Source organism: Streptomyces sp. B21-083 (assembly GCF_036898825.1).
Taxonomy (GTDB): domain Bacteria; phylum Actinomycetota; class Actinomycetes; order Streptomycetales; family Streptomycetaceae; genus Streptomyces.
The window spans coordinates 1873411-1891161 of the sequence record NZ_JARUND010000001.1; the positions used below are offsets into that span (position 1 = coordinate 1873411).

Genomic DNA, 17751 nt, shown 5'->3' on the forward strand with positions numbered 1-17751 from the left:
TACGACCGAGGGTTTTCCCTCCCCCAACTCCCCTAGGGGGTTCCCTCATTGGGAGAGGCCTTATCCGGCTCCTACCTTGTGGATGTGCCGTTCGCCGGGCATACGGAGCGGCCCCCAACGCTCCGTGCACGCCCCTCACACCCGCGCGTCCCCCCACCGGCAATCCCCACAGGAGGAGAACCCATGCTCGGGCTCGCCCGTGCCAAGAAGGCCGCCGCAGTTCTGGTGGCCAGCGCCGCCGCCGCATCGACCGCGCTGATCGCCGCCCCCGGGGCAATCGCCGCACCCCAGCCCATCGTGGGCGGTACGACGACGACGGCGTCGGCGTACCCGTACGTCATGCAGATCACGGACGCCTCGCAGAACCAGTTCTGCGGCGGCACCCTCGTCTCGGCGACCAAGGTCGTGACCGCCGCCCACTGTATGGTCGACGAGACGACGAGCAGCGTCAGAGTCGTCGGCGGCCGTACGTACCTCAACGGCACGAACGGCACCGTCAGCAAGGTCACCAAGATCTGGATCCACCCGAGCTACACGGACGCCGGCAACGGCGACGACGTGGCCGTGCTGACCCTCGCCACCTCGATGCCGTACACCACGGCGTCGTACGTCACCTCGTCCCAGACCAGCGTGTACGCGGCCGGCACCACGGCCCGCATCATCGGCTGGGGCACCACCTCCTCCAACGGGAGCTCCTCCAACCAGCTGCGCACGGCGACGGTCCCGACCGTCTCCAACTCCAGCTGCTCCAGCTCGTACGGTTCCAGCTACATCGCGAGCGACATGGTCTGCGCCGGCTACACAGCCGGTGGCGTTGACACCTGCCAGGGCGACAGCGGCGGCCCGCTGATGATCGGCGGCGTCCTGGCAGGTATTACTTCCTGGGGAGAGGGCTGCGCGGCGGCCGGCTACCCCGGGGTCTACACCCGGCTGACCACCTTCTCCAGCCTGGTGGCGACGCAGGTCGCGTCGTAACCACCAGCGCTGCGGCCACCACAGTCTCCCGAGTACCCCTCGGGTGAATGCCAGGGGGCGTTGCGGACCGGCCACGAGCGGTCCGCAACGCCCTCTATCCACGTTTCCCCGTCTGCCTACGAGGCGACGGTGGCGAACCGGATGTCGTACGCCGTTCCCTCGTGCAGTACCGAGAGCATCCGCTCGCCCTCCTGGGCGACCGCCGCCCGCTGGTCCTTCGTGAAGGTGCCGAAGGGCTCGACGGTGAGCGTGCGGTCCGTGAGGTGCCACAGGCCAGCGAGGAAACCGTCGACGAGCAGGACGCGGTGGGCCTGATTGCCCGACCAGCTACGGCCCTTGAGGTCGGCGGGGACGACGCGGGTGCGGTCGGCGTGCGAGAGCAGCAGGTTGTCGAACTCGGGCAGGAAGCGCGGCGGTGCCGGGGTGTCCTGGTCGGGGCGGGGAGCGTCGGGGAGGTCGAAGAGCTCGGCCCCCTGCTCGTCCCGGAAGGTGAGCAGACGGGGGCGGAGGCGTTCGAAGGCGTCGCGCAGCCAGGTCAGACCGGCCCAGGTCTGCATGTCCCGCACGGAGGCCGGCCCGAACGCGGCGAGGTAGCGGAGCACGGTCGTGTCCAGCAGCGCGGCCGGGTCCGCTGGTTCTGCCGTCCGGCCGAGCCAGTGCGCGGCGGTGGTGAGGGCGACCTGGCCGCTACGGCCCCACAGTCCGCGCGGGGTGACCTGGACGAGGGGGAGCCGGCAGCGGGCGGCGACGGACAGGGACTGCGGGTCGGCGTCCGGCCACTCCACGATGAGCGCCTCACGCAGTTGCCTCATCGTGCGCGGCTCGGCCTCGACGAGGTCACGGGCGAGGGCGGTGAGCCGGTCGAGGTCGACACCGGCGAGTCCCTCGCGGAAGTAGGTGAGTTCGCGGTCCCGGGCAGGCTGGACGAGTGGACGCAGGGTGAGGCAGTCGTCGGCGGTGTGGGTGTGGATGGTCGAGCGCATGGTGACGATGCGGACGGCCTCCCGGTCGGCCATGAGCCGGGACAGGTCTTCGGGGACGAACCCGTCGAGACGGGCGGCGAGGGCGTAGTACGGGGGCTTCACGTTCTGCGCCTGGAGACCGAGCAGGTGTGCGAGGGCGTCCTTCGCGGACATCGGCGACCGGGTGAGGAGGAGTTGCCGGGCGAGGGTGGCCCGGTTGAGGGCGCGGGTGCCGAGGACGGGGGCCGAGGCTGCCGCCGCCGGCCGCCCCGGCTTCGTCCCCGTGTTGGTCCTCGGCTTCGTCCTCGGAGTGGCTGTCGAGGTCGTCTTCGCCGTGTTCCGCGTGCTCTCCATGTTTCACACGCTAGCCCTGCTTGCGGACAGCTTCTGTCCGCTATTCCGCGAGAACACGTGGCGTCACGGAGAGTGAGCGGCCGATTGCCCCGCTGACGGCGCCGACCTGGGGCACCCGTGAAAAACTGGGTACGAGGCTTGTCCGGACCGGACGAGAGGCGGAGGACGAAGTGGACTGGGGACGGTTCGCCCAGGAGATGGCGTCGATGGCGCGGGATCTCCTGGCACAGGATTCGGTCGACGCCACACTCCAGCGGATCACGGCGTCGGCCACCGAACTCGTGGAGGGCTGCGACGCGGCCGGCATCCTGGTGCTGCAGGGCCAGCGGGTGGAGTCCCTCGCCCCCACCGAGCAGCTGGTCGTCGACAGCGATCGGCTGCAGGAGCGGTTGGGTGAGGGGCCGTGCTTCGACGCGGCCCAGACCTCCCAGGGGGAGCGGGTCTTCCGTATCGCCGACGTCACCGCCGAGGAGTCGCGCTGGCCCTCCTACGCCCCGCAGGCCCAGGCACTCGGAGTGGGCAGCATGATGGGATTCCTGCTGTTCACCGACGACGAGGATCTCGGCGCACTGAACCTGTACTCCCGCAAACCCGGTGCGTTCACCGAGGCCAGCGAGCTGGCCGGGTGGCTGCTGGCGTCCCACGCGGCGGTCGCGTTCTCGAGCGCCCGCGCCCATGCCCAGATGGAACAGGCCGTCGCCACCCGCCATGTCATCGGCGAGGCGATGGGCATCCTCATGGGCCGCCACCACATCACCGAGGAGCAGGCTTTCGACGTACTGCGCCGCTACTCGCAGCAGAACAACACCAAGCTCCGTGAGGTCGCCCGAAGGGTCTGCGAGCAGGGCGGCCTCTCCTGACCCGGGCGGCGGCTCCCCCGGCACAACGTCCGAACCAGAGGAACCTGAGCCGGCTCAGCCCCATGGGAACGCCGAACCTGACCTGCTGACCAAGTCCCCCCTCCTGCCCCATCCACACACCCTGTTTTCTGGACGGACAGCGGGAGCGGGCCTCCGGGCCGGGGATCCGCCGAGCCTTCTCGCATCCGTGGGCACCGCTGCGGTCTCGGTTCCGCATGTCCCGGGCCCGCATGCCCGGGAGGTCATCCGATGTCGACCACGCGTGCCCAGGCGGGTGGCGAGTCCGGCTCGTAGTGATCGTCTTCGCCCTCGTCCCACGACCGGACCGGGCGTCGCCGCCCGACCGTGTGCTGCCGGGGAAACAGTCCCACCACCGTCCTGCACGGCGGCCGGGTGTCCGGCCAGGGTGTCTGGCCGTCGGTCAGCACCACGACGACATCCGGGCGCGGGGTCGTCCTCAGTGCCCTGGCGAATCCGGTGCGCAGGTCCGTACCCCCGCCGCCCATCAGGGGGATTCCCTCGGCCCGGCACAGCGAGTGCACGATCTGCGCCGACGCGTCGCACGGCAGTACGGTCACCAGGTCGCGTCGGCCGCCCACCGCGCGGGAGATCGCCGCGACCTCCAGCAGAGCGCTGCCCAGTTCGGCATCGCTGACCGACCCGGAGGTGTCGATGACCACGGAGACCCGGGGCGGTCTGCGCCGCAGGCTCGGCAGGACGATGCCGGGCAGCGAGGCCGAACGGCGCGACGGCCTGCCGTATGTGTAGTCCTCGCCCACTCCCCCGTCGGAGGCTGCCGAGCGGAGCGCCGCGCCCAGCAACTCCCGCCATGGCAGCGGCGGATGGAACGCCTCCTCCGCCCATCGCCGCCACCCCTTCGGGGCGTTCCCTGGGCGGCCGTTGATGCCCTGCGCGACCCGGAACCGGACCGAGTCCCGTTCCTGCTCGGTCAGTCCGTGCGCGCCGTCCGGTCCCAGATCCCATTCCCGGACCAGTCCGTCGGCGCCGCTGCCGCAGTCCAGCCAGGACAGGTCCAGGGTGTTCGGTCCGAGCCGGAAGCGGCCCAGGTACTCCTCCATGAGTTCCCCCGCCGGAAGTCCCAACGCCTCTGGCTCGACAGCGCCTTCGGGGCGCACCAGCCCGTCGCCGAACACGTCGTCGTTGATCTCGCAGTCCGCGGCGATGTTCATCCGCAGCCGCTCCCCGGGGCCGGTCAGTCCGCGCTCGCGGGCGAAGCTGTCGCTGCGTCCGTGATGGTCGCGCAGCAGGTGCGACACCTCGTGCACCCACACCCCGGCCAGCTCTTCGACCGGGAACCGGTCCACGAACGCCGGTGAGACGTAGCACCGCCAGTGCCGGTCGACGGCCATCGTCGGTACCTGCCGCGACTCCACGGGGTGCAGGGCGAACAGCGCCGTGGCCAGGTAGGGCCGGGCCCGTACGGCGTGCAGCCGGGCGGCGAACAGTTTGTCGAGGTCCAGCACCCCAGGCGCGTCGGCGTTCATCGGCCGCCCTTCGTTCCGGCCCCTGCCCGACCCGCCACGCGGTCCGCCGCCCGGTCCGCCCGTCGGGACAGGGACACCACTCCGGCGAACCGCTCGATCGCTGCCGGGACGTCCCAGTCCTGCTGCCGCAGCGAGGCCAGGGTGGTCGCCGGGACGACCACCAGGTCAGGTGCGCCGGTCTCCAGTGCCCGGACCAGCAGCGCCCACGCGGCGTCCCAGCGCGCCCTCTCCGGCCGGCCCCGGACCGCCGCCACCACACCGTCCAGTACGGCCTGGCGCAGGTCGCCCCGGTCGGGCAGGACGGCAGTCGCCGGGTCGGCGAGCAGCGTCTCGGGGTCGGGCAGGTCCATCCGGTCGAGGCTCGCCAGCAGTTCCAGCCCGGGACCGTCCCCGACCGTGCCCCTGACCAGAAGTGAGAGGACTTCCCGGGAGGAGCCGGCGGCGGTCGCGAAGGCGATCAGACTCAGGGTCATGTCCCAGCTCCGGGGTGACGGCCAGGCGCCGCCCCGGCGGGTCTCGTTGCCGGGCAGTTGGTGCACGAGTTTGGGACGGGCGGTGAGAAGCCCGCACACCGCCCGGCGGGCGAAGTCCACGGCGTCCGGCAGCTTTTCGGGCGCGAGCCTCGGCAGCGTGGCCCGGGGCCAGGTCCCGCCGAGACCGCGTACGACGACCTCGTGGTCATGGGTCCACTGGAGATGGACGAACCGGTTGGCCAGCGGCGGGCTCAGTTCCCAGCCGTCGGCAGCCGAGGACCGGGGGTTGGCGGCGGCCACGATCCGTACGCCCGGCGGCAGTCGCAGGGCGCCGATCCGCCGCTCCAGGACCAGCCGGAGCAGGGCGGCCTGAACGGCCGGCGGCGCGGTGGACAGTTCGTCGAGGAACAGCAGCCCCCGGCCGGCCCGTACGAGTCGTACCGCCCAGTCCGGCGGGGCCATCGGGACACCGTGCGTCGCGGGATCGTCCCCGACGACGGGCAGCCCGGAGAAGTCGGACGGCTCGTGGACACTCGCGATCACCGTGGTGAGGGGAAGGTCCAGGGCCACGGCCAACTGGGTCAGGGCCGCGGTCTTGCCGATTCCCGGCTCACCCCACAGGAGCACGGGCAGGTCGGCGGCCACCGCCAGTGTCAGGGCCTCGAGTTGGGTGTCGGGGCGGGGTTCGGTGGTGGTGTCGCGCAGCAGGGTCAGCAACTCGGCGGCGATGTCGAGTTGAGGGGCGGGAGGCGGGGCCGCGGACGTCTCGCGGGCGGGGATTCCCCGGGCCGGGACGTCGAGGGCGGGGGTCTCCAGGGTGGCGAAGGAACTGCCTGTGGACATGTCTGATCACCTTTGGGTCGTCGTGGTCGTCGTGCTCGTGATGAGTGGCTGCGGGGGACGGGCGTCCCCGGGTCAGCGAAAGGTCGCCTGGCGCGGGCGGGATCGGTGGTCACGAGTGCGGCTGCCGTCCGCGTTGAAGCCACCGAGTCCGGGATACGGCCCGGGTCCGGTCAGGCCCGACCTGAACAGTCCGTAGGTGATCCGTCGCTCGGCGGCCCGCTCCAGTGCGTCGCGCAGCGCGCCGCCGCGCAACACCGCGCCGGGGCCCAACAGGCCTTCTACGACGGCCAGGGCTCCGGCGATGTCCCCGTGATCCAGGCGTTCGCGGACGCCGGTGAGACAGTCCGGTTGGCGATGGGCCTCATCGATGGCCTGCAGACAGGGCAGTGGCGTTCCGGTCAGTTCGGCCAGGAGTTCCTCCCGGCGGATCTCGGCCGGATCGTGGTCCAGCGGGACAAGCACCCCGCCGACCAGGCCGATCCGGTGCCGGGCACCCCGGCACTCCACGAGGCGCGGCTCACCTGCCCGGCCCGGGTCCCCGGGCGGACGGGTGGGCGGACGGTCCGGTACGAGTGCCGAGGCGACCAGCGGGTGCAGCCGGTCCACGTCGATCGCGCCGGTCCGGAGCAGTTCCAGGTCGGGCAGCACCCAGGTCGCCGCGTCGGGCAGCACCGGCAGTGCGGAGGCGGCGGTGGCGGTGGGTGCCTCGGCGATCCGCAGCGTGGGCGGCGCGCTGCCGTCCGGGGCGGCGACGAGGTCCAGGAGCAGCCGGTGGCGGGCCCCGAGCCGTACGGTGACCGTGCCCGCGCGGGTTCCGGTGCCGGAACCGGTGGGTCGCTCGTCGGCCCGTAGCAGCAGCTGCGCCTCGGCCGCCCACCGATCCACGGCGCAACGATGCCCCTGCGGCAGCTGCATCAGCGGATCCTGGGGCGGCGCGGGAAGGTCGCCGCCCGGTGGCCGGTCGGCCCCTGACCGGGTCCGCAGCTCGCCGGTTCTGCGCGCGTCCCACAGATGCCGGTGCAGATCGAGTCGGAACCGTCGGTTGGGGCGGGGGTGCGGATGGCGGCGAGTGGCCGCGTCCGCCAAGGTCCCGTCCCACAGCGCGAGACTGAGCCGCTGGCCGGCATCCGCCCAGGCGGGCGCGGCGTCCGGCGGTGTCGTACCGGGCCAGACCGATCGTCAGTCCCGGGCGCAGCAATCCGTCGGGGGCGATCCTCGGCAGGTGCCAGCGGAGCAGGTCGGGCGCCAAGTGGCGGAGGTCGGCGCGGAGTCGGGCCGCGAGTTCGTGGCCATGGACACGGGACACGGATCGCAGATTCAGATCGACGTCGACGCCTGCGGCGGCGCAGGCGCCCGCCCAGTCACCGACGAGGCGGCGAGCCGTGGCGGTCTCGATCATGGACGGCGGCACGGCGAACTGTCGCACGCGCGGCCAGTAAGAAGGGTGGGTGTCCCCGTACGCGTTCCGAGTGAGCATCAGCACTCACCTTGCGCGGACGGGACCCCCGATCTGTTCACAGAGTGAGTGGTCATCGTGCGGGACGTTAGCGGCCCCCGGCCGCGGCCCGCCACTTCTTTTCTGCCTCTTTCCTGCCTCCTCCCTGCTCAACGTTCGCCCATATGCAACAAAACAGTGCGAATCGATTTCGCTACAAGTTCCGAAATTATTCGTGACGGCAGTGCCACTTGGCCGAAATACCCCCCTCGTAGCTTTTCGGCACCAGCCGCCGTCGGCACCATCCCTGCACAGGAGCCCCGAATGACCGATTCCTCCAGACGTGGCGTCCTCAAGCTGACCGCGGGCCTGGCTCTCGGGGTCGCTTTCGCCCTGACGGGCTGCGGGCGGAGCGACGACACCGCCGCCGCGACAGGTACCGCCGCCCCCGTCGACGCGTCCCCGGCCACCGGCACCGTCACCGTCTGGGCCGCCCAGGGCGACGCCGATGTGCTCGACAAGGTCATCAAGCCCTTCAAAGCCGCGAACCCCGACGTCACCGTGAAGCTGACACTGATCCCGAACGCCGAGTACTACACCAAGCTCCAGTCGGCGATCGCGGCGGGCAAGGGTCCGGACGTCGCCCAGTTCTTCCCCGAGTCGCAGTCGCAGTTCCTGGACCCGGCGATCCTTCGGCCCGTCCCGGACGGCCTCGTCGACAAGGCGGACTTCTTCGAGAGTCTCTGGGCCGCCGGCGTGGCCAAAAACGTCGCCTACACGGTGCCCTGGTACGCCTACACCTACGCGCTGGTCTACCGCGCCGACCTCGCCAAAAAGGCGGGCGTGAAGGCACCGGCCACATGGGACGAGACGGTGCCGTTCCTCAAGGCGCTCCAGGGCGCCGGCGCCGGGCACGGTCTGGGGGCCGACATCGGCTGGGACATCTTCAACGGCCAGGACGTCGCGATGTACGCCTGGCAGGCCGGCGGTTCGCTGCTCTCGTCCGGCGGAAAGTGGTCCCTCGACAGCCCGGCCATGGTCGACGCGCTCCAGTACAACGCGTCGTTCTTCACCTCCGGCACGGCCGACACCAGTGGGCCCACGTTCCTCGACGCGCAGCCGTACTTCGTGTCGGGCAAGACCGCCATGATGATCACCGGGCCGTGGGTCGTCGGGCAGCTCGACACCGCCGCGAAGAAGGAGGGCTGGACGGCCGCCCACGTCGCCACCGCACCGCTGCCCGCCGGGGCCTCGGGCAGCACCTCCTTCTCCGCCGGGGGCAGTTGGGGCGTGCTCGCGGGTGAGCGCGACGCGGACGCGTCGTGGAAGCTGGTCCGGTATCTCGCGAAGCCGAGCACGCAGGTGGCGCAGTACAAGGCGTACAGCTCGCTGCCGGCCGTCATCTCCGCGTGGGACGACCCCGCCATCGCGAACCAGCCGCTCCTCGACGCCTTCCTCACCCAGCTGAAGAACACCCGGGCGCTTCCCCAGGTGAGCACCTGGCAGCAGGTCGCGACACGGCTGGGCAAGGAGATGGAGGCCGTGGCCAAGGGCAAGGAGAGCGCCGCGAAGGCGGCGGCGAACGTCCAGGCGTATGCCGACAGCCTCGGCACGGGCGCGAAGTGAGCCGCGGATGACCACCACCATCCACCCGGAGGCGCCGCGCCCGGTGCGCCGCACCAGCAGTTCCCGGAGTTCTCAGGGTTCCCGGATCTCCCGGAGTTCCCGGAGTTCCCGGAGTTCCGGGGGCGGTCGCCGAACGGCTGTCGCCTGGCTGTTCCTCGCCCCGTTCGCCGTCGTGTTCCTGCTCTACACGGCGATCCCCACCGTCGCCGCGCTCGGTTTCAGCTTCACCGATCTCCGCGGCGCGGACCTGCGGCACCCGTTCGCCGTCGACTTCACGGGCCTGGAGAACTATCTCCGGCTGTTCCGGGACCAGATCTTCCTGCGGGACATCCTGAACACGGCCCTCTTCGTGGCCGTCGGGGTGCCACTGACCATGGGGCTCGGTTTCGCCCTGGCCGTCGCGCTGAACTCCGGCATCCGGCGGCTGCGCGGGGTGTTCCGTACTGTCTTCTTCGCGCCGGTGGTCACCAACGTCGTGGCGGTCGCCCTGATCTGGCAGTACGCCTTCAACACCGACGGCACCGTCAACAAGGTGCTCGGCGCTGTCGGTCTCGCCGGACCGAACTGGCTGGACGACCCGAACCTCGCGATGCCCGTAGTGATCCTGCTCGGCGTCTGGCGCAACTTCGGCACCGCGATGGTGCTGTTCCTCGCCGGCCTGCAGGCGATACCGCAGGACGTGTACGAGGCCGCCGCCCTCGACGGGGCCGGCCGCTGGAAGCAGCTGCGGCACATCACCCTGCCTCTGCTGCTCCCCACCACCCTCATGGTGTCGGTCCTGCTGACCGTCTTCTACCTCCAGGTGTTCGACGAGCCCTATCTCCTCACGAACGGCGGCCCGTTGGGCTCCACCGAGTCGATGGCGCTGTACACCTACCACCAGTTCGGCTCGGGCGAGTTCGGGGTCTCCTCCGCCGCGTCCTTCGTGATGCTGCTGCTCGTGGCCCTGGTCAGCGCCGTCCAGTTCCGACTGCTGAGGTCCCGCTCATGACCGCCCTCACCGCACCCGCGACCACCCGCCCGACCACCGACCGGGCGACCCTGCCCCGCCGGTCACCGTCGCGCCCGCTGCTGTACGGCGCGCTGGCGCTGTGCGCGCTGCTCACGCTGCTCCCGTTCGTCTGGGTGGCGAGCGGCTCGCTGCGCGGACTGGACGAGATCCGCTCCGACCCGGGTGCCTGGTTCCCGCACCACGTCACCCTCGACAACTTCACCCGGCTGTTCCGGACGGCCGGCTTCGGGCGGTTCCTGGCCAACAGCGTCCTGGTCGCGGGCCTCGTGGTGACGGGCAACATCGTGGCCGCGTCGGCCGCCGGCTACGCGCTGGCCAAGCTCGACTTCGCGGGCCGACGGATCGCGTTCGGCGGGGTCATGGCGGCGATGATGGTGCCGTTCAGCACGGTGTTCGTCACGCAGTTCGTGCTCACCGTGGACATGGGGCTCGCGGACACCCTCACCGGTATCGCGCTGCCCGGCGTGGCGTTGCCGCTGTCGGTGTTCATCATGCGGCAGTACGCGATGTCCGTCCCCGACGAGCTGCTGGAGGCGGCCCGCATCGACGGCGCCGGCGAGTTCCGGATCTTCTTCCGCATCTTCCTGCCGCTGGCCGGTCCGGCGGTCGCGACGATCACGATCATGTCGTTCCTGTCGTCGTGGAACAACTTCATCTGGCCGCTCATCGTCGCCCAGAGCATAGACACCTACACGCTGCCGGTGGGCCTCGCCGCGACCAGCCAGGCCGCCGCACACGTCACCGACTACGGTCTGCTGCTGGCCGGCGCGATCGTCGTGATGCTGCCGGTACTGGTGCTCTTCCTGTTCCTCCAGCGCTACTTCGTGCAGGGCATCTCCGGATCGGGAATGCGGTGACATCCATGGACCATCCCGAAGGCACCGCTGTCACCGTCACCGTCCAGACCCCCGCCGGTCCGGTCGTCGGCCGTCGCACCGGCGCCGTACAGCGCTTCCTCGGCATCCCGTACGCCCAACCGCCCACCGACACAAGGCGGTTCGGGGCGCCGGTCCGACGTGACCGGTTCCCGGAGCCCTTCGACGCCTTCCGGCACGGGCCCACCTCGCAACGCGTGCCGCTGTTTCCCACGACGACGGTGCCGGAGCCCTCGGTGCCCGGCGACGACATCCTGAACCTCTCCGTCGTCGCTCCCGCCCCCTCCGTCGAACAGGCGTCCCCCTGTCCGGTCCTGGTGTGGATCCACGGCGGCGCCTTCCTCGCGGGCAGCCCGGCGAGCCCGTGGTACGACGGCCGTTCGTTCGCCCGGGACGGCGTCGTCTGCGTCACCGTCGGCTACCGGCTGGGCGTCGACGGATTCGCCCCGCTGGACGACGTACCCACGAACCTCGGGCTGCGCGATGTTCTGCTCGCGCTCGACTGGGTCCGGGAGAACATCGGCGCGTTCGGCGGGGATCCGGACCGGGTCACCCTCGCCGGCCAGTCGGCCGGGGGTGCGGCGGTGCTCGCGCTGCTCTCGTCGCCGGCCGCGAACGGCCTCTTCCAGCGGGCGGTCTGTCTGTCCGGCGGCCTCTTCGAAGTGGAGCGGGAGTCGGCCCGCCGGTTCGTCGAGCAGCTCGGGACGCGGGTCGACGCGCCGCCGACGCCGGCCGGGTTCGGCGGCCTTACCGTGGAGCGGCTCCAGCGGGCCGTTCTCGACCTGCGGGACGAACTCGGTGACGCCGCACTCCCGTTGGGGCCGGTCGTCGGCGACGACGTCCTGCCGGTGTCCGTCGCCGACGGGCTCGCCGCGCACGGACATGACGTACCTCTGCTGCTCGGTGCGACAGGCGACGAGTTCGACTGCGGTGCCGCGCCGGGAGACGAGCACCCGAGCCCGTACAGCCTCGCGGAACTCGCCGCCGGCAGCCGGGTGACGGACACCCTGTTCCGGGCCGCCTGCCCCCGCGTGGCCTCCGCGCGCCGTGCGGCCGGCGCCGGTACCTGGCTGTACTCCTTCGAGTGGCCCTCCCCCGTGCTCGGCGGCGCCGCGCACTGCGTCGACATCCCGTTCTTCTTCGACCTGCTCGACGCGCCGGGCAGCGCGGAGGCGCTCGGACCGTACCCACCGGCCGAGTTGGCCACCGCGATGCACGCCGACCTGGTCGGCTTCGTCCACGGCGGGGAGCCTGGCTGGGCGCGGGCGAGAGGCGGGCACGGTGATCCGGCGCGCGAGTACGGCCGCCCGGGCGCGGCCCTCGTCGCCGACACCGCCGGTGTTTTCGATCCCGTCGCCGGCGCGGAATCCGGGGTGGAGGAGGCGTGCTGAGGCCCGGAATGAACGGCATGAACCAGAGCGCCGTCCGACGCGTCAACACCTCGGTGATCCTGCGGACGTTGGCGGTGTCGGCCGAGCCGATGACGCTGACCGCGCTCGCCGAGCGGGCCGGTCTCTCGCGCCGCACCATCGAGATCGTCCTGGACTCGCTCGTCGAGGCGGGCTGGGTGACGGAACTGGCCCGGGTGCCGACCAGCGGCTGTGCGGGGCGCCCCGCCCGGCGGTACGAACTGCGGGCGGAACACGCCCTGTTGGCGGCCGTGCACTTCACCACCTCGGACGCGTCGGCGGCGGTCGCCGACGTCCGGGGCCGCATCCTCGGCCGGGCGCACCGCCCGCTACGCGCCTATCTGGATCCGCAGGCCACGCTGGACGACATGGCGGCGCTGGTGCGGGAGGCGCTCGACGACGCGGGCGGGTCGGTGGACCGGCTACGGGCCGGGGCGGTCGCGAGCGGCGGCGCCATCGACGACGACGGGGTCGTCCGGCGCCTGGTGCACACGACCCGGTGGGAAGGCGTGCGGCTGCCCGACGAACTCACGCGGCGTGTCAGGGTGCCCTGGTTCGCGGACAACGACTCCAACCTCGGTGCGCTCGCCGAGCGTTGGCGGGGTGCGGCCGGCGACCACGACAACGTCGTATGGGCCTTGCTCGGGAACCGGACCGGACTTGGCATTCTCATCCGGGGTGATGTGCACCGGGGTCTCGACGGCGCCGCCGGAGAGATCGTCGAGGCGGCCTCTATACCGGCCCACTCGGTCGAGAACCGTCCCGTGGCATGGCTCACCTCACCGGACCCGGACCGGCGGGCGGTCGCGCTCGCCCGGTTCGAGGCGGCCCGCGAGGGTGACGTCACCGCCCTCGCCGAGGTCGACGAGCTCGTGGAACACATGACGTCGATCCTCACGACCCTGTCGTGGACCGTCGCGCCGTCCCTCATCGTGCTCGGCGGCGGGCTGGAGGACGCGGCGGACGTGCTGCTGCCCCGGGTACGCGCGGCGCTGCGCCGTGCCCGCACCCCGGCCGTCGAACTCCGGGCCACGGTCCTGGGCCGTGACGCGCCCCTGGTCGGCGCCGTCAAGCTGGCCCTCGACCGCATGGACACCGAGCTGTTCGGCCCGCTCGTCCCGAGCGTGTGACCCTCTCCGGGATCACCGGGCCGCTGGATCGAGAGCGGGTACAAGACATCAACAGCGGTACAAGACATGGAGCTTCACTGTGACCGACACCCCCCACACCGATGTTCTCGTCGTCGGCAGCGGCATCATGGGCGCGGTCGTGGCCCGACTGCTGCGGGAGACCGATCCGGCGCTGCGCATCACGATGGTCGACGGCGGCGAAGCGATCGGTACGGCCCCCGGTGTGCACCTGCACGACGTCGACGACCCCGTCTTGTGGGAGCGCTACAACGACCGGGTCACCACCGGTATCCAGGGCATGTACACGGGCGCCGAGGTGGTGCGGGAGGTGGCGGACGGCCTCGACGCGCTGCCGCCCGGCATGTTCCACGCGCTGGCCTTCGGCGAGGACGCCGAGGCGATGCCCGCGACGGCGCTCGCGTGGAACGCGGGCGGCATGGGCGTGCACTGGACGGCCGCGACACCGTGGCCCGCCGGGGACGAGGTGTTCGACTTCGGCGACCCGGCCGGCTGGGCGGCCGATCTGGACACCGCCCGCCGGGTACTCGCCGTCACCCCCGCCCCGATCGGCCCGACCGAGGTCGGCGACCTGGTCCTCGACGTACTGCGCCGGCGCTACGAGGCCGCCGGACCGCACGACCGGCGACCGCAGCCCATGCCCATGGCGGTCACCGAGACGGGCTCGGGCCCGCTGCCGCGCACCGCCCCCGGGACGATCTTCCCCGCGATCGCGACAGCCGGGGACCCCGCGTTCACCCTGGTGACCGGCACGCTCGTGACCTCGCTCCTCGTGACGGAGGGCCGGGTGTCCGGCGCCCGGCTGCGGCGCGTCGTGGGCGGCGCCGAGTCCGAACTGCGCGCCGACACCGTGGTGGTGTGCGCCGACGCGCTGCGCACCCCGCAGTTGCTGTTCGCCTCAGGCATCCGTCCGGACGCGCTGGGCCGGTACCTCAACGAGCACGCCTTCGTCACCGCCCGGGTGCTGCTCGACCTCGACCGGTTCGGCATCGACCTCGACGCCCTGCCGCTCCCGCGCGTCGGCGAGTTCTGCACGGACTCGCTCTGGCTGCCGCGGAACGGAGCCCTCCAGCCGTTCCACGGGCAGATCATGAACCGGACGTACGTGGACGACGACGCCCGACCGCTCGCGCACTCCGTGGGCCTCGCGCTGTACGTCCCCGTGGAGTCGTGCCCCGAGAACCGGCTCGTGTTCTCGGAGTCGGACACCGACCTCGCCGGACTGCCCCGGATCGGCGTCGGGTTCGAGTACTCCGCTGCCGACCGGGCACTGATCACCCGGGCGCTGTCCGAAGTCCGGTCGCTCGCCGAGGAGTTCGGCCCGTTCGATCCGGCGACCGAGTCTGCGCTGCTGCCACCCGGCTCCTCCCTGCACCTCACGGGCACCGTCCGCTGCGGTGCCGCCGACGACGGGGCCAGTGTGTGCGGCCCGGACGGCAGGGTGTGGGGTTTCGACAACCTGTACCTCGCCGGCAACGGCGTGATCCCCACCCCGATGGCGGCCAACGTCACGCTGACGGGCGCGGTGACGGCCGTACGGGCGGCCCGGGCCGTCGCCCGGAACTGACCTGACCACTGGGCACTGAGCAAGCTTCGTACACAGCAAGGGAGTTGGACCGTGATCGACATCGCGAAGGAATACCGGGTGGCGCTGCCGGCCTGGATCGACGACGAGTTGGCCGACGTGCCCCCCGTCGTCCCCGACCGCGACGACCGGATGCGTCTCGTGCACCGCCTGGCGGATCGCAACTGGCGTGAGGGCAACGGCGGTCCGTTCGCGGCTCTCGTCGCCGAGCAGGACACCGGCCGGATCGTCTCGGTCGGGGTGAACGTCGTCCTGGCCTCCGGCGTCTCCAGCGCGCACGCCGAGGTCGTGGCGCTCGGGCTGGCCCAGACAGCCGTCGGCGGCTGGGACCTGGGCGGCGAGGGCCTCGCGGCGCACGAGCTGGTCGTCAACTGGCGGCCCTGCGTGCAGTGTTACGGCGCGACCATGTGGTCGGGCGTGCGCGGTCTCGTGGTCGCGGGCGAGGGACCCCAGCTGGAGGAGATCACCACGTTCGACGAGGGCCCGCTCGGCACGGACTGGGCCGAGCAGTTCGAGTCGCGCGGCATCAAGGTCGTACAGGACGTGCTGCGGGAAGAGGCGCTGGCCGTGTTCCGGAGCTACCGGGCCGCCGTCGACGCCGATGACGTCGTCGTCTACAACGCGCGCGGGGGTGCCGAGTGACTCCGCCGGCCGCCACCGAACCGCGCTTCGCCACCGACGTCATCACCTTCTACCACCCGGCGTTCTGGGGACTCGAAACCCCGGACGCCGTAAGGGAGTTCGCCCTCGCCGACCCGGGGCACTTCTGGGGGCGGATACTGGACGCACTGGCCGAGGCCGGTGTCACCGGCGTCGAGCTGACCTTCGCGCCCGGCGACATCGAGTCGGCCCTGCGCGCCTTCGGCAGCGCGCCCTCGTTCCGGCGCGCACTGGAGGCACGGGGCCTGAGCGTCGTGAGCGCCTTCGTCGCCGGGAGCGACGCCCCCGACTGGCGCCACGGCGACAACCTGGCCGCGATCGTCGCCGACGCCGAGCGGCGCGCGGCCTTCCTCGCCGACGTCGGCGCGGACCTCCTCGTCACCGGGCTGCCGATGCGGACCACGTTCGGGACGCGTCCGCCCTTCTTCGTGGACGTCGCCTACATGTCCCGGATGGCCGACATCGCCCATGCGGTCGGTGACGCGGTCGGCCGACTGGGTGTGCGGCTCGCCTTCCACACGGAGTCCAACAGCACGCTCTGGTACGAGCGGGACATCGACCTGTTCATGATGCTGACGGACCCGCGCCATGTGTGGCTGTGCCCTGACTCGTGCCACATCGCGCTCGGCGGCGGCGACCCCGTGGCCGTCGCGCGTCGGCACGCACAGCGGATCGCGCTGGCGCACTGGAAGGACGCGGTCGGGCCGATCGACGTCGAACTGACCATCGACGAAACGGTCTTCGCCCAGCAGCAGCCCTATATGGCCGAACTGGGCACGGGCATCGTGGACTGGCCGGGCTGGGCCGACGCGATGTCCCGGACACCCGGCGCAGACACGGTGCTCATCGAACTGGACGAGGCGCCCGACCCGGTGGCGGCGCTGCGGGCGGGGGTGGCCGTCGCGCGGCGGGCCCGGGCGTGACCGGCCGCGTGAGTGTCCGCCGTTATTCCCGCTCGATGGGGGTGTTCGCTCCACAAGACGAGGACACAGTGTTCAGAGCAGCACCAGGCACCGCCGCCTCGCGCCGGCGCGTGGTCCCCGAGGGCTACGTCCTGCCGGACAACCCGGTCTTCGACCCCTGGTGAACAGGAGGCCGTTGGCGAGGTGGTCGCGGACGGTCAGGTTCTCCACGACGGAGCTCGCGCCGGTCACGGTGATTCCGTCGGCGCGCTCGAACTCCCCGTCGACGACCACCCGGGAGCAGAAGTGAGTTACGGCGACGAACAGGCCTGGTGACACGGTTCGTCCGCACCCGGGCGAGGCGTGGACGGTCGCACCGGGCCGGGCGAGCTCGTTCCGCCACGGTTCGGCAGCTCCCCGAAGGGGCGTGGGGAACCGTGCGACCAGGAACCTCGGCGCCGTGGACGAACGACGGCGCCGCACGGCACTTCCGGCGGAGCGTTCAGCCTGAGCGGGTAGGCCGCGTTCCCCTTGTCGCCCGTCGGTCCTGATGCCCCCGTACGTCGATCGCCGTGAGCGCCATCGCCAACGGGCCCGGGGCCAGGAACGCGAGCGGCGGCAGCATCCACGCGCACAGCGCGGCCGTCGCCAGCGCCAGCAGGACCAGGGCGCTGCCGCCCAGGTCCCGGACGGCCTGCCGGGCCGCCGCGCCCACGGCGGCCGGCCAGTTGGTGAGCGACTCCGGGCGTCCGCAGGCGCGCAGGCCGGTCACGGCCGCGTACGCGCCGATCGCGGCGGCGACGGCCGCGAAGACCCCGCCGCCGGGCAGGCCGGTGCGGGCGAGTGCCAGATCGGCGAGCAGCAGCAGGACTCCCGCCACGGCGGCGAGGCCGGCGGCCAGGTCGCCGGTGCGCAGCCGCTGTCGCAGGAGTCGGAAGTAGCGTCCGGCGGTGGCCGGGCGGTCCTCCCGGGTGCCGCGCAGGATCTCGCAGGCCGTGGAGAGCGCGGCGGGGGCGGTCAGCAGCGGCAGGCTCGCCACCGCCGTGGCGAGTCCGATGCTCAGGACATCCGCGAAGAGGGTCATGCGCGGGCCGAAGATCTCGCCCGCTTCCCTGGTGGTCCGCATC

The 17751-nt window shown here is 71.9% G+C and carries 14 protein-coding genes and 1 pseudogene; 10 read left to right on the plus strand and 5 right to left on the minus strand.

The features are described 5' to 3' along the window. Positions 1 to 183 precede the first annotated feature (183 nt). Positions 184 to 975 carry a S1 family peptidase gene (locus QA861_RS08245; RefSeq protein WP_334587551.1) on the plus strand — a complete coding sequence of 264 codons (792 nt, stop codon included), beginning with the start codon at positions 184 to 186 and terminating at the stop codon, positions 973 to 975. 116 nt (positions 976 to 1091) lie between these two features. Here the strand turns inward: QA861_RS08245 and QA861_RS08250 are convergent, their stop codons facing one another. Next, positions 1092 to 2291: a winged helix DNA-binding domain-containing protein gene (locus QA861_RS08250; protein WP_334587552.1), complete on the minus strand. Its 1200-nt coding sequence runs from the start codon at positions 2289 to 2291 to the stop codon at positions 1092 to 1094. A gap of 170 nt (positions 2292 to 2461) precedes the next feature. Here QA861_RS08250 and QA861_RS08255 point away from each other — a divergent pair, with 170 nt between their 5' ends. Then, a complete protein-coding gene (locus tag QA861_RS08255) occupies positions 2462 to 3151 on the plus strand; it encodes a GAF and ANTAR domain-containing protein (RefSeq protein WP_334587553.1) in 690 nt (229 codons plus the stop codon). Positions 3152 to 3393: 242 nt separating this feature from the next. Here QA861_RS08255 and QA861_RS08260 read toward each other — a convergent pair whose 3' ends face one another. The 3 genes and pseudogenes from QA861_RS08260 to QA861_RS08270 form a co-directional block, all read right to left on the minus strand. Beyond that, complete coding sequence (locus tag QA861_RS08260) at positions 3394 to 4656, minus strand: vWA domain-containing protein (RefSeq protein ID WP_334587554.1); 1263 nt, start codon at positions 4654 to 4656, stop codon at positions 3394 to 3396. Continuing rightward, entirely contained in the window at positions 4653 to 5972 is a 1320-nt protein-coding gene (locus tag QA861_RS08265; RefSeq protein WP_334587555.1) for an AAA family ATPase, read from the minus strand. The genes QA861_RS08260 and QA861_RS08265 overlap by 4 nt, the downstream gene beginning before the upstream one ends. A 72-nt stretch (positions 5973 to 6044) precedes the next feature. Next, positions 6045 to 7449 (minus strand): annotated as a pseudogene (locus QA861_RS08270) (serine/threonine-protein kinase). A 282-nt stretch (positions 7450 to 7731) separates the two neighbouring features. On the opposite strand from QA861_RS08270, the gene QA861_RS08275 reads away from it, so the two are divergent. The 8 genes from QA861_RS08275 (at position 7732) to QA861_RS08310 (ending at position 16645) form a co-directional block, all read left to right on the plus strand. After that, a complete protein-coding gene (locus QA861_RS08275; RefSeq protein WP_334587556.1) occupies positions 7732 to 9033 on the plus strand; it encodes an extracellular solute-binding protein in 1302 nt (433 codons plus the stop codon). Positions 9034 to 9040: 7 nt separating this feature from the next. After that, positions 9041 to 10024, plus strand: coding sequence for a carbohydrate ABC transporter permease (locus QA861_RS08280; RefSeq protein WP_334587557.1), 984 nt, complete (start codon positions 9041 to 9043; stop codon positions 10022 to 10024). After that, positions 10021 to 10902: a carbohydrate ABC transporter permease gene (locus QA861_RS08285; protein WP_334587558.1), complete on the plus strand. Its 882-nt coding sequence runs from the start codon at positions 10021 to 10023 to the stop codon at positions 10900 to 10902. Before QA861_RS08280 ends, QA861_RS08285 begins: the two co-directional genes overlap by 4 nt. 5 nt (positions 10903 to 10907) lie before the next feature. Continuing rightward, positions 10908 to 12311: a carboxylesterase family protein gene (locus QA861_RS08290; protein ID WP_334587559.1), complete on the plus strand. Its 1404-nt coding sequence runs from the start codon at positions 10908 to 10910 to the stop codon at positions 12309 to 12311. A gap of 17 nt (positions 12312 to 12328) precedes the next feature. Next, positions 12329 to 13459: an ROK family transcriptional regulator gene (locus QA861_RS08295; RefSeq protein WP_334590491.1), complete on the plus strand. Its 1131-nt coding sequence runs from the start codon at positions 12329 to 12331 to the stop codon at positions 13457 to 13459. A gap of 79 nt (positions 13460 to 13538) precedes the next feature. Next, positions 13539 to 15044, plus strand: a complete 1506-nt coding sequence (locus QA861_RS08300) for a GMC oxidoreductase (RefSeq protein WP_334587560.1) — start codon at positions 13539 to 13541, stop codon at positions 15042 to 15044. Positions 15045 to 15095: 51 nt separating this feature from the next. Beyond that, the gene (locus tag QA861_RS08305) at positions 15096 to 15704 is read left to right on the plus strand and encodes a nucleoside deaminase (protein ID WP_334587561.1); all 609 of its coding nucleotides are present in this window, start codon (positions 15096 to 15098) and stop codon (positions 15702 to 15704) included. Beyond that, positions 15701 to 16645 (plus strand): sugar phosphate isomerase/epimerase family protein, encoded by a 945-nt coding sequence (locus QA861_RS08310; RefSeq protein WP_334587562.1) that lies wholly within the window; start codon positions 15701 to 15703, stop codon positions 16643 to 16645. Before QA861_RS08305 ends, QA861_RS08310 begins: the two co-directional genes overlap by 4 nt. A 481-nt stretch (positions 16646 to 17126) precedes the next feature. Here the strand turns inward: QA861_RS08310 and QA861_RS08315 are convergent, their stop codons facing one another. After that, positions 17127 to 17750, minus strand: coding sequence for a hypothetical protein (locus QA861_RS08315; protein WP_334587563.1), 624 nt, complete (start codon positions 17748 to 17750; stop codon positions 17127 to 17129). Position 17751: the final 1 nt, after the last annotated feature.

Bases quoted from the DNA above. Each gene is read 5' to 3' on its own strand.
- QA861_RS08265 (WP_334587555.1), bottom strand. From the start codon at position 5,972: ATGTCCACAGGCAGTTCCTTCGCCACCCTGGAGACCCCCGCCCTCGAC.
- QA861_RS08250 (WP_334587552.1), bottom strand. From the start codon at position 2,291: ATGGAGAGCACGCGGAACACGGCGAAGACGACCTCGACAGCCACTCCG.
- QA861_RS08285 (WP_334587558.1), top strand. From the start codon at position 10,021: ATGACCGCCCTCACCGCACCCGCGACCACCCGCCCGACCACCGACCGG.
- QA861_RS08315 (WP_334587563.1), bottom strand. From the start codon at position 17,750: ATGCGGACCACCAGGGAAGCGGGCGAGATCTTCGGCCCGCGCATGACC.
- QA861_RS08245 (WP_334587551.1), top strand. From the start codon at position 184: ATGCTCGGGCTCGCCCGTGCCAAGAAGGCCGCCGCAGTTCTGGTGGCC.
- QA861_RS08290 (WP_334587559.1), top strand. From the start codon at position 10,908: ATGGACCATCCCGAAGGCACCGCTGTCACCGTCACCGTCCAGACCCCC.
- QA861_RS08260 (WP_334587554.1), bottom strand. From the start codon at position 4,656: ATGAACGCCGACGCGCCTGGGGTGCTGGACCTCGACAAACTGTTCGCC.
- QA861_RS08275 (WP_334587556.1), top strand. From the start codon at position 7,732: ATGACCGATTCCTCCAGACGTGGCGTCCTCAAGCTGACCGCGGGCCTG.
- QA861_RS08295 (WP_334590491.1), top strand. From the start codon at position 12,329: ATGAACCAGAGCGCCGTCCGACGCGTCAACACCTCGGTGATCCTGCGG.
- QA861_RS08280 (WP_334587557.1), top strand. From the start codon at position 9,041: ATGACCACCACCATCCACCCGGAGGCGCCGCGCCCGGTGCGCCGCACC.